This is a genomic window from Stenotrophomonas sp. 28608_Sma (genome assembly GCF_056486185.1).
Map to the genome: position 1 here is coordinate 4,597,124 of NZ_CM151308.1, position 12,516 is coordinate 4,609,639.

Annotated in this window: 5 protein-coding genes; all 5 read left to right on the forward strand. The window is 67.0% G+C overall.

Going from position 1 to position 12,516, the window contains the following annotated elements; all coding sequences use genetic code 11:
- Positions 1 to 24 precede the first annotated feature (24 nt).
- The 5 genes from ACZLHH_RS21705 (at position 25) to yccS (ending at position 12,404) form a co-directional block, all read left to right on the forward strand.
- Positions 25 to 1,266, forward strand: coding sequence for an efflux RND transporter periplasmic adaptor subunit (locus ACZLHH_RS21705; protein ID WP_164227554.1), 1,242 nt, complete (start codon positions 25 to 27; stop codon positions 1,264 to 1,266).
- A gap of 74 nt (positions 1,267 to 1,340) precedes the next feature.
- Positions 1,341 to 4,574: an efflux RND transporter permease subunit gene (locus ACZLHH_RS21710; RefSeq protein WP_149908984.1), complete on the forward strand. Its 3,234-nt coding sequence runs from the start codon at positions 1,341 to 1,343 to the stop codon at positions 4,572 to 4,574.
- Between the two features lie 31 nt (positions 4,575 to 4,605).
- A complete protein-coding gene (locus ACZLHH_RS21715) occupies positions 4,606 to 7,728 on the forward strand; it encodes an efflux RND transporter permease subunit (protein WP_049424064.1) in 3,123 nt (1,040 codons plus the stop codon).
- 311 nt (positions 7,729 to 8,039) lie between these two features.
- Complete coding sequence (locus ACZLHH_RS21720; protein WP_164227555.1) at positions 8,040 to 10,097, forward strand: TonB-dependent siderophore receptor; 2,058 nt, start codon at positions 8,040 to 8,042, stop codon at positions 10,095 to 10,097.
- 129 nt (positions 10,098 to 10,226) lie between these two features.
- Complete coding sequence (gene yccS / locus ACZLHH_RS21725; protein ID WP_032127180.1) at positions 10,227 to 12,404, forward strand: YccS family putative transporter; 2,178 nt, start codon at positions 10,227 to 10,229, stop codon at positions 12,402 to 12,404.
- The last annotated feature ends 112 nt before the right edge of the window (positions 12,405 to 12,516 follow it).

Consider the following 12,516-nt stretch of genomic DNA (forward strand, 5'->3'; position numbering starts at 1 on the left):
GTCCAGCCCTCTTGGAGTCCTTGAATGTCACGTGTTTGGAAGATCGTGCTGCTGGTCGTGGCGGTACTGGTGCTGGCCGTGGTCGGCCTGCGCGTACTCGGCGGGGGCAAGGACAAGGCCGGTGGCCCGGCGGCAGCTGCGCGCCAGGGCGGTGAAGACCCGGATGCCGGCCCGGTGCCGGTGACCGTGGTGGATGCGGCACGCCAGGACGTGCCGGTCTATGCCAGCGCGCTGGGTACGGTGACCGCAATGAACACCGTCACCGTCAGCCCGCAGGTTGGCGGCCAGCTGATGAGCCTGAATTTCCGCGAAGGCCAGGAAGTGAAGAAGGGCGATGTGCTGGCGGTGATCGACCCGCGCACCGCCCAGGCCAGCTATGACCAGGCCGTGGCCTCCAAGCGCCAGAACGAGGCGCTGCTGGCCACCGCGCGTTCCAACTACCAGCGCTCGAACGCGCCGGAGTATCGCCAGTTCGTCGCCAAGACCGATCTGGATACACAGCGAAACCAAGTGGCACAGTACGAAAGCGCAGTCGCGGCGAACGAGGCCAGCATGCGCTCGGCGAAGGTGCAGCTGCAGTACACCAAGGTCACCGCGCCGATCACCGGCATCGCCGGCATCCGCGCGGTCGACGCTGGCAACGTGGTCAACGCCGGCACCGCGCTGGTCACGCTGACCCAGATCCATCCGATCCACGTGCTGTTCAACCTGCCCGAGCGCCAGCTCGGCGATGTGCGCCAGGCGCAGGCCGCCGGTGCGGTACCCGTCGCGGCACTGGACCGCGCCGATTCGCACGTGCTGTCCGGCGACGGCAAGCTTGACGTGGTCGACAACCTGATCAGTGCCGACAGCGGCACGTTCAAGGCGCGCGCGACCTTCGACAACACCGACAACGGCCTGTGGCCGGGCCAGTTCGTCAACGTACGCATGCAGCTGCGCACGATTGCCGGTGGCGTGGTCATTCCGACCCAGGCGGTGCTGCGTGGCCCGGACGGCGAGTACGTCTATGTGGTGCAGGGCGACAACACGGTGAAGATGCAGACCGTGCGCAGCGGCGTGGAAGTGGGTGACAGCCAGGTGCAGATCGCCGAGGGCCTGAAGGGCGGCGAGCGGGTGGTCAGTGAAGGCCAGTTCCGCTTGAAGCCGGGCAGCAAGGTCACCGCGCTGAAGCCGGGCGAAACCCCGGCGGTGCCGACCGAAGCCGAGCTGAAGGCCGCCGAGCAGAAGAACGGCGGCGGTGGCCGTCGTGGCGGCGGCCCGCGCTGAGCGCAGGCTACCGACCTCCCTCGCGCCGGCAAGCCTGCCGGCGCCGACATTGAAGTGCCAGCAAGGATCAGTCCGTGGGCTTTTCGACGATCTTCATCCGCCGCCCCATCGCCACCTCGCTGCTGATGGCGGGCCTGTTGCTGCTGGGCATCCTCGGTTACCGCAAGCTGCCGGTGTCGGCGCTGCCGGAAATCGATGCGCCCAGCCTGGTGGTCACCACCCAGTACCCCGGCGCCAACGCCACCACCATGGCCTCGCTGGTCACCACACCGCTGGAGCGTCAGTTCGGGCAGATCTCCGGGCTGGAGCTGATGACCTCCGACTCGTCGGCCGGGTTGTCCACGATCATCCTGCAGTTCTCGATGGACCGGAACATCGACATTGCCGCGCAGGACGTGCAGGCGGCGATCCGCCAGGCCACGCTGCCCTCGTCGCTGCCCTACCAGCCGGTCTACAACCGGGTGAATCCGGCCGACGCGGCCATCGTCACCCTGAAACTGACCTCTGACACGCGTCCGCTGCGCGACGTCAACAACTACGCCGACTCGATCCTGGCCCAGCGACTGTCGCAGGTGCAGGGCGTGGGCCTGGTCTCGATCGCCGGCAACGTGCGCCCGGCCGTGCGCATCCAGGTCAATCCGGCGCAGCTGTCGAACATGGGCCTGACGCTGGAGCAGCTGCGCAGCGCGCTGACCCAGGCCAACGTCAACGCGCCGAAGGGTTCGCTGAACGGCAAGACCCAGTCCTACAGCATCGGTACCAACGACCAGCTCACCAGTGCCGCCGAGTACCGCGACACCATCATCAGCTACAAGAACGGACGTCCCGTGCGTTTGTCCGACGTGGCCGAAGTGGTTGATGGCGTGGAGAACGACCAGCTGGCCGCCTGGGCCGATGGCAAGCCGGCGGTGCTGCTGGAAGTGCGCCGCCAGCCCGGCGCCAACATCGTGCAGACCGTCGAGCGCATCCGCGCGATCCTGCCGCAGCTGCAGGGCGTGCTGCCAGCCGACGTGCACCTGGAGATCTTCAACGACCGTACGGAGACCATCCGCGCCTCGGTGCATGAGGTGCAGTTCACCCTGATCCTGACCATCGGACTGGTGGTGGCGGTGATCTTCGTGTTCCTGCGCCGCCTGTGGGCCACGATCATTCCCTCGGTGGCGGTGCCGTTGTCGCTGGCCGGCACCTTCGCGGTGATGGCCTTTGCCGGCATGTCGCTGGACAACCTCTCGCTGATGGCGCTGGTGGTGGCCACCGGCTTCGTGGTCGACGATGCGATCGTGATGATCGAGAACATCGTGCGTTACATCGAGCAGGGCAAGAGTGGCAAGGAAGCGGCCGAAATCGGTGCGCGCCAGATCGGCTTCACCGTGCTGTCGCTGACCGTTTCGCTGGTGGCGGTGTTCCTGCCGCTGCTGCTGATGCCCGGCGTCACCGGCCGCCTGTTCCACGAGTTCGCGTGGGTGCTGAGCATCGCCGTCGTGCTGTCGATGCTGATCTCGCTGACGCTGACCCCGATGATGTGCGCCTACCTGCTCAAGCCCGACGCCCTGCCCGAAGGCGAGGACGCACATGAGCGTGCGGCGGCGGCCGGCAAGCAGAACCTGTGGACGCGCACCGTCGGCCTGTACGAGCGCAGCCTGGACTGGGTGCTGGACCACCAGCGCCTGACCCTGGCCGTGGCCGGCGGCGCACTGGTGCTGACCGTGCTGCTGTACGTGCTGATTCCCAAGGGCCTGCTGCCCGAACAGGACACCGGCCTGATCACCGGCGTGGTCCAGGCTGACCAGAACATCGCCTTCCCGCAGATGGAGCAGCGCACCAAGCAGGTGGCCGAAGCGCTGCGCCAGGACCCGGATGTGACCGGCGTGTCGGCGTTCATCGGTGCCGGCAGCATGAACCCCACGCTCAACCAGGGCCAGCTGTCGATCGTGCTGAAGGAACGCGGCGAGCGCGACGGCCTGGACAAGATCCTGCCGCGCCTGCAGAAGGCGGTGGCCGGTATTCCGGGCGTGGCCCTGTACCTGAAGCCGGTCCAGGACGTGACGCTGGATACCCGCGTGGCCGCCACCGAGTACCAGTACTCGCTGTCGGACGTCGATCCGGCGACCGTGGCCACCCAGGCCACACGCCTGACCGAAGCGCTGCGCAAGCGCCCGGAACTGACCGACGTCGACAACAACCTGTCCAACCAGGGCCGCGCGCTTGAACTGAACATCGACCGCGACAAGGCCAGCGTGCTGGGCGTGCCGATGCAGACCATCGACGACACCCTCTACGATGCGTTCGGCCAGCGCCAGATCTCGACCATCTTCACCGAACTCAACCAGTATCGGGTTGTGCTGGAAGTGGCGCCGGAGTTCCGCACCAGCACCGCGCTGATGGAACAGCTGGCCGTTGCCTCCAATGGTGCCGGTGCACTGACCGGCACCAATGCCACCAGTTTCGGCCAGGTCACCTCGTCGAACTCATCGACGGCTACCGGCATCGGCGCGCAGAACACCGGCATCACCGTCGGCGCGGGCAGCATCATTCCGCTGTCGGCACTGGCCGAAGGCAAGGTCAGCAGTGCGCCGCTGGTGGTCAGCCACCAGCAGCAGCTGCCGGCAGTGACGGTCTCGTTCAACGTGGCGCCGGGCTATTCGCTGTCCGAAGCCGTGCGTGCAATCCAGGAGACCAAGGACAGCCTGGACATGCCCACCCACCTGCATGCCGAATTCATCGGCAAGGCCGCCGAATTCACCGGCAGCCAGACCGATGTGGTGTGGCTGCTGCTGGCCTCGCTGGTGGTGATCTACATCGTGCTGGGCGTGCTCTACGAGAGCTACATCCACCCGATCACGATCATCTCCACGCTGCCGCCGGCCGGTGTCGGCGCGCTGCTGGCACTGATGCTGTGCGGGCTGAGCCTGTCGGTGGATGGCATCGTCGGCATCGTGCTGCTGATCGGCATCGTCAAGAAGAACGGCATCATGATGGTGGACTTCGCGATCGAGGCGCGCCGCGCCGGCGCCAACGCGCATGAAGCGATCCGCCGCGCCTGTCTGCTGCGCTTCCGCCCGATCATGATGACCACCGCCGCGGCCATGCTCGGCGCGCTGCCGTTGGCACTGGGCACCGGCATCGGTTCGGAACTGCGCCGCCCGCTGGGCATCGCCATCGTCGGCGGCCTGCTGCTGTCGCAGCTGGTCACCCTGTACACCACGCCGGTGATCTACCTGTATATGGAGCGCTTCTCCGAATGGCTGGCCCGCCGCCGCGAGCAGCGCGCACTGCGCGACGGTTCGCTGCAGGAGCCGCAGGCATGATCCACGCCCCGCTGCCGCGGGGGGCCGCACGATGAACCTGTCCGGCCCCTTCATCCGCCGCCCGATCGGCACCGCGCTGCTGGCCATCGGCCTGTTCATGGTCGGCCTGATCTGCTACCTGCGGCTGGGCGTGTCGGCGCTGCCGAACATCGAGATCCCGGTGATCTTCGTGCACGCCAGCCAGTCCGGTGCCGATGCGGCAACCATGGCCTCCACGGTCACCGCGCCGCTGGAACGTCATCTCGGCCAGCTGCCGGGCATCGACCGCATGCGCTCGTCGAGCTCGGAAGGCAGCTCGCTGGTGTTCATGATCTTCCAGAGCGGCCACAACATCGATTCGGCCGCGCTGGACGTACAGACCGCGATCAATTCGGCGCAGGCCGACCTGCCCTCGGGCATGGGCTCGCCGATGTACCAGAAGGCGAACCCGAACGACGACCCGGTGATCGCCATCGCGCTGACTTCGCAGACGCAGTCGGCCGACGAGCTGTACAACGTCGCCGATTCGCTGCTGGCGCAGCGCATCCGCCAGATCAGCGGTGTTGCTTCGGTCGACATCGCCGGTGCCTCGACGCCGGCGGTGCGTGTGGACGTCAACCTGCGCCTGATGAACGCACTCGGCCTGACCGCCGATGACCTGCGCAACGCCGTGCGTGCGGCCAACGTGACCTCGCCCACCGGCTTCCTCAGCGATGGCAACACCACCACCGCGATCATCGCCAACGATTCGGTGGCACGCGCCGCCGACTTCGCCGACCTGGTGGTCAAGACCCAGGGCGATGGCCGGGTGATCCGCCTGAAGGACATCGCCAACGTCTACGACGGCCAGCAGGATGCCTACCAGGCCGCGTGGTTCGACCACAAACCGGCGGTGGTGATGTACGTGTTCACCCGCGCCGGCGCCAACATCGTCGAAACCGTGGACCGGGTCAAGGCACAGATCCCCGCGCTGCGCGACTACCTGCAGCCGGGCACCACGATGACGCCGTACTTCGACCGTACGCCGACCATCCGCTCGTCGCTGCATGAAGTGCAGATCACTCTGCTGATCAGCCTGGCGATGGTGGTGCTGACCATGGCGCTGTTCCTGCGCCGGCTGGCACCCACGCTGATCGCCGCAGTGACCGTGCCGCTGTCGCTGGCCGGTGCCGCGCTGGTGATGTACGTGATGGGTTTCACCCTGAACAACCTGAGCCTGCTGGCGCTGGTGATCGCGATCGGCTTCGTGGTCGACGATGCGATCGTGGTGATCGAGAACATCATGCGCCACCTCGACGAAGGCATGCCGCGGATGCAGGCGGCACTGACCGGCGCGCGCGAGATCGGCTTCACCATCGTCTCGATCACCGCCTCGCTGGTGGCGGTGTTCATCCCGCTGCTGTTCGCCAGCGGCATGATGGGTGCGTTCTTCCGCGAGTTCACCGTCACCCTGGTGGCGGCCATCGTGGTCTCGATGATCGTCTCGCTGACCCTGACCCCGGCGCTGTGCAGCCGCTTCCTTAGCGCCCACGACCACACGGCGCCGCCGTCGCGCTTCGGCCGTTGGCTGGATGCCGGCCACGAGCGCATGCTGCGCATCTACACCGTGTTCCTGGATTTCTCGCTGCGCCATGCGCTGCTGCTGTCGCTGACGCCGCTGCTGCTGATCGGTGCCACCGTCTTCCTGTTCGGCGCGGTGAAGAAGGGCGCGTTCCCGCCGCAGGACACCGGCCTGATCTGGGGCCGCGCCAACTCCAGCGCCACCGTCTCCTTCGAGGACATGGTCGCCCGCCAGCGCCGCATCACCGACATGCTGATGGCCGACCCGGCGGTGAAGACCGTGGGTGTGCGCCTGGGCAGCGGTCGCCAGGGCTCCAGCGCACAGTTCAACGTCGAGCTGAAATCACGCAAGGAAGGCCGCCGCGAAACCACCGCACATGCCCTGGCGCGACTGAGCGCCAAGGCCGACCGCTACCCCGACCTGCAGCTGCGCCTGCGCGCGATCCAGGACCTGCCCAGCAACGATGGCGGTGGCTCCAGCCAGGGCGCGCAGTACCGCATCTCGCTGCAGGGCAATGACCTGGCGTCACTGCAGGAATGGCTGCCCAAGCTGCAGGCGGAGCTGAAGAAGAACCCGAAGCTGCGCGACGTCGGCACCGATGTGGACAATGCCGGGCTGCGCCAGAACATCGAGATCGACCGTGCCAAGGCCGCCCGCCTGGGTGTTTCGGTCGGCGCCATCGACGGCGCTCTGTACGGTGCGTTCGGCCAGCGCCAGATCTCGACCATCTATTCGGACATCAACCAGTACAGCGTGGTGGTCAACGCCCTGCCCTCGCAGACCGCTACTCCGGCGGCGCTGGACGAGGTGCATGTGCGTGCGCGCAACGGCGACATGGTGCCGCTCACGGCGGTGGCCAAGCAGGTGCCGGGGCTGGCGCCTTCGCAGATCACCCATGAGAACCAGTACACGACGATGGACCTCAGCTACAACCTGGCGCCGAACGTGAGCATGGGCGAGGCCAAGGCGATCATCGACGCGACCGTGGCCGGCATGCGCATGCCCGGCGACATCCGCCTGGCTGATGACGCCGGCTTCGGCTTCAACTCCGACCCCAGCGACATGCTGATCCTGGTGTTTGCCGCGATCCTGACCGTGTACCTGGTGCTGGGCATGCTGTACGAGAGCCTGATCCACCCGGTCACCATCCTGTCCACGCTGCCGGCGGCGGGCGTGGGTGCGCTGCTGGCGTTGTTCGGCACCAATACCGAACTGTCGGTGATCTCGATGATCGCGCTGGTGCTGCTGATCGGCATCGTCAAGAAGAACGCGATCATGATGATCGACTTCGCGCTGGTGGCGCAGCGCGAACATGGGCTGGCACCGCGCGAAGCGGCACGCGAGGCCAGCATCGTGCGCTTCCGCCCGATCATGATGACCACGATGGTGGCGATCCTGGCGGCGGTTCCGCTGGCGATCGGCCTGGGCGAAGGGTCCGAGCTGCGGCGTCCGCTGGGTATCGCGATGATCGGCGGCCTGCTGTTCTCGCAGAGCCTGACCCTGCTCAGCACGCCGGCGCTGTACGTGATCTTCTCCTGCCTGGCCGAGCGCTGGCGCGCACGTCGCGCACGCAGGCGCGAAGCGAAGCTGCTCAAGCGCGCGCAACGGGCGTAGAAGGGCCCATCCACGCAGGGCGTGGATCTACTGGTAGCGCCGGCCGCTGGCCGGCGTTCTCCGTACAGCCAATCTGCCGGCCAGCGGCCGGCACTACCGTGGGAGCGGATGGTGGGTGCGGACCGTTGGTCCGCATACCTCCGGGTTTGACGCACGGTAACGAAAAGAGAACAATTCTCATCCAGCCATGGTCCTGCGCCCCTTCGCGGCGCCCCGCTGCCATCTCCGGCCAGCCTGCGTGATCCCAGCCACTGCCCCTTCCCCCACCCGTGGGCGGATGGCCTGTGGCCGTCCGTCGAGGACCACCATCGATGCTGCCTTCCCGTTCTCCCCGCCTGGCCCTGCTGGCCATCGCCCTGTCAGCCACCTGCGCTGCCCATGCCGAAGCGCCGGCCGTCAGCCGTAACGCCACCGATCTGGATGCGGTGAAGGTCACCGCCGAACGCACCCATACCGACGCTGGCGCACTGGGCGACCGCGCCCTGCGCGACACTCCGTTCGCGATCACCGCTGTTGGCCGCGAGCAGATCGAGCAGCGCCAGGTGGTCTCGCTGGGCGAAGCCTTCCTGCTCGACCCTTCGGTCAGCACCCAGGTCAGCGCCTATGCCAGTGGCTGGAGCTCGCCCATCCGCAACCGCGGTCTGGAGCTGAACTACGACAGCTACCGGGTCAATGGCCTGCAGGTCTCTTCCTGGGGCACCGAATGGCCGCTGGAAGTGATGGAACAGGTCGATCTGCTGAAAGGCCCGGGCGGATTCCTGTATGGCTTCGGCACCCCCGGCGGCATCGTCAATTACATCACCAAGAAGCCGACGGACACGCCCACCTTCTCCGCCCAGCTGGGCTGGCGCGAACAGGGCATCGTCAGCGGCGGCATCGACATTGGCGGCCGCTTCGGCAACGAGCAGATGTTCGGCTACCGCTTCAACGCCTTCCAGGAAACAGGCGAGACCTTCAATGGCGGACACGTCGATCGCAAGGTGGGCGCACTGTCGCTGGACGCGCGCCTGAGCGATGCGCTCATCTGGACCTTCGACGGAGTGTTCCAGTCGCGCGACCTGCGCGAGGAATCACCACAGTACTACTTCCGTGGCCTGACCTCGTTGCCGCGGCCGATCGCCGGAGATACCGACAACAGCGTGCCCGGCACCTACTACGACACACGCTCCAGCCTGCTGTCGACCGGCTTGAACTGGCAGATCAACAGCGACTGGAAAGCCAGCCTGAGTTACGGCGTCACCACCTCGTGGAATGACGTCAACAAGATCTTCGCCTACATCGACGATCTCAACGGCGACTACGACGTCAACGTCTACGAACTGGGTGGCAAGAGCGAGTGGAAGCTGGCCCAGGCGATGCTGCAGGGCAGCTTCCGCACCGGCCCCCTTCAGCATCAGGTGGTGGCGGGCATCAGCCACCAGACCGGACTGGGCTGGGACCGCCCCTACGAGTGGAACCTGATTGGCCGCGCCAACCTGTACCAGCGCCATGCCATCCGCCACGACGCCGTTGGTTCGCGGGTGATGACCCGCGGCGACGAGACGGTGCAGCAGGCGGTGTTCGCAAGCGATACGGTGAACCTCGGCAGCGGCTGGTCGGTGCTGGCGGGCTGGCGCTACAACGACTTCGAAACCAAGGGGCGGTACCACACCTACCCGGTCACCCCGACCTACGCTGTGATGTTCAAGCCCAGCGAGGCGGTCACCCTCTACGCCAGCTACATCGAGTCGCTCGAAGCGGGCAGCCGCGTAGGCAACAGCTACATCAACGCCGGTGACGTGCTCGATCCCACCATCAGCAAGCAGTACGAGATCGGGGCCAAGGTCGAAGCGGCGCGTTGGAATGCGAACGTGGCCGCGTTCCGGCTGGAACGTGGTGCCAACATCGATGAGCTCACGCCGGCCGGCAAGCGCCTGGTGCAGGACGGCATCACGCTGTACGAAGGCATTGAAGCCAGTGCTGACCTGCACCTCAACGATACACTGACCGTCGGCGGCGGCGTCACCTGGCTGGATCCGACCTACGACAAGCTGTCCCCGGGCAGCGCCGCACAGGAAGGCAACCGCACCGCCGGTGCTGCGCGCTGGAGCGGGGTACTGCACGCCACCTACCAGCTGCCGTGGGTAGACGGCTTGGAAACCTACGCCGCCGTGCGCTACTACGGCGATGTCTGGTATGACGCCGACAACACCCTGAAGCTGCCTGACTACACGCTGGTGAATGCAGGCATCGGCTATCGCCTGCTGGCGTCCGGCCATCCGGTGACCCTGCGTGCCAGCGTCGAGAACCTGGCCAACCGGAAGTACTGGTCCAACGCCGGCGCCGGCCTGCCGCGCACGTTCGCGGTGAGCGTGCGCTGGGAGATGTAAGGTGCCGGTCCCCGCCGTCCATGCGGACGACGGGCCCGCACATGGACGGTGGGTGCGGACCGTTGGTCCGCACTCCATATTTCACCCCGCACCCGCAATAATGGTGGGAGACCCTTCCACCGAGCCTGCATGCCCGCCCGCGAATCCCGCCTCAGCCGCCTGTGGGCCCACGAAAAGGCCAGTTATGGCCTTCGGGTGTTCATCGCCCTGACCGCAGCGCTTGCCGTGTGCTGGCAGCTGGACGCGCTCACTGCCCTGCCCGGCGTGTTCCTCGGCATCATCGCCAGCGCCATCGCCGAGACCGATGACAACTGGTGGGGCCGTACCAAGGCGGTACTGCTGTCGCTGCTGTGCTTCTGCCTCGCCGCCGCCTCGGTGATCTGGCTGTTCCCCTGGCCGTGGATCTTCATCGGCGCGCTGGCGCTGTCCACCTTCGGGTTGACCCTGCTGGGTGCGCTCGGCGAGCGCTACGCGTCCATCGCCCAGGCCACGGTAACGCTTGCGATCTACACCATGATCGGGCTGGAGCAGCATGGCGCCAGCGACCTGCACAGCGCGCTGGACGCGGTCAGCCACCTGCTGGCCGGTGCGGTCTGGTACGGCCTGCTGTCGATCCTGTGGACCGCACTGTTCGCCAACCGTCCGGTACGCGAACGCGTGGCGCGACTGTACGTTGAACTGGGCCGCTACCTGCAGTTGAAGGCAACACTGTTCGAGCCAGTGCGCGAGGCCGACCTGCAGCGTCGCCAGCTCGACCTGGCCGAACAGAACCGGCGCGTGGTTGGTGCATTGAATGAAGCCAAGACCGCGATCCTGGCCCGCTTCGGCCGTTCCGGGCGGCCCGGCGTGAACTCCGGCCTGTACCTGCGCCTCTACTACATGGCACAGGATTTCCACGAGCGCGCCAGCTCCTCGCACTACCCGTACGGTGCGCTGGTCGATGCCTTCTTCCACAGCGACGTGCTGTACCGCTGCCAGCGCCTGCTCGACCTGCAGGGGCAGGCCTGCGCACGGCTGGGCGAGGCGATCCGCCTGCGCCGTCCGTTCGTGTATGGCGAAAGCAACCAGCAGGCCGGGCGCGACCTGGCCGATGCGCTGGCCTATCTGCGCGACCAGCAGCGGCCGCAGTGGCAGCGACTGCTTGGCTCGCTGGATCTGCTGGTGCACAACCTGCGCAGCATCGAGCGCCGCCTGCTGGATGCCGAGCGCTCCGAGGCCAGCCTGGACAACGTCGATACCCGCCTGCGCGACAGCAACCCGCACACCCTGCGCGAGATGGGCGTGCGCGTGCGCCAGCAGCTCACGCCCGGCTCGGTCCTGTTCCGCCACGGCCTGCGCATGGCATTGGCTCTGATCGCCGGCTTCGCGGCAATCCGCTTGTTCAATGCACAGAACGGCTCGTGGGTGCTGCTGACCATCGTGTTCGTGTGCCGCCCCAACTTCGGCGCGACCCGCCAGCGCCTTGCACAACGCATCGTCGGCACCGTGGCCGGCCTGGTGCTGACCTGGGCACTGCTGCAGCTGTTCCCACAGCTGCACGTACAGCTGCTGATCGCGCTGCTGTCGGCGCTGCTGTTCTTCTTCACCCGCACCGACCGCTACCTGGTGGCGTCGGCGGCGATCACGGTGATGGCCCTGACCTGCTTCAACCTGATCGGCGACGGCTTCGTGCTGATCGTGCCGCGCATGGTCGATACGCTGCTGGGTTGTGCGATCGCGGCGGCGGCCGCGTTCCTGATCCTGCCCGACTGGCAGGGCCGCCAGCTGCACCTTGTGCTGGCGCGCGTGCTGGACACCGCCGCGCGCTATCTGGATTCGGTGCTGGGCCAGTACCGCAGCGGCATGCGCGATGACCTGGCCTACCGCATCGCCCGCCGCGACATGCACAATGCCGACGCCGCGCTGTCCACCGCGCTGTCGAACATGCTGCGTGAACCCGGCCATGTGCGCCGCAATCTGGATGCCGGCTTCCACTTCCTGGCGCTGTCCAACACACTGCTCGGGCACCTGTCGGCGCTAGGTGCGCACCGCGACCAGGTGGACAGCTACGCCGGCGATCCGCTGGCGCTGGCTGCCGGTGAGCGCGTGCGCAAGGCGCTGCAGCAGCTGGCGACGGCCCTGAGCGCTCGGCAACCGGTCAGCGAGGACGACAACGACGCTGATCGCGCGGTGGCGGCCGAACTGGAACAGATCGACGAGGCGATGCCGCCGAAGCTGCAGCTGATCCGCACGCAGATGGCGCTGGTGCTGCGGATGCTGCCGAAGGTGCGGGCGGCGGCGAATGAGGCGGTGACCAGCCTGACCTGATCCCTCATCGCTGGTCGGACATTCCATCCACGCATGGCGTGGATCTACTGCATCGCGTGCAACCGTGCGTTGCGTATGGCGATGCATCCCGATCACGTTCCCGCGCGGATAC

Bases quoted from the DNA above. Each gene is read 5' to 3' on its own strand.
- yccS (WP_032127180.1), top strand. From the start codon at position 10,227: ATGCCCGCCCGCGAATCCCGCCTCAGCCGCCTGTGGGCCCACGAAAAG.
- ACZLHH_RS21720 (WP_164227555.1), top strand. From the start codon at position 8,040: ATGCTGCCTTCCCGTTCTCCCCGCCTGGCCCTGCTGGCCATCGCCCTG.
- ACZLHH_RS21715 (WP_049424064.1), top strand. From the start codon at position 4,606: ATGAACCTGTCCGGCCCCTTCATCCGCCGCCCGATCGGCACCGCGCTG.
- ACZLHH_RS21705 (WP_164227554.1), top strand. From the start codon at position 25: ATGTCACGTGTTTGGAAGATCGTGCTGCTGGTCGTGGCGGTACTGGTG.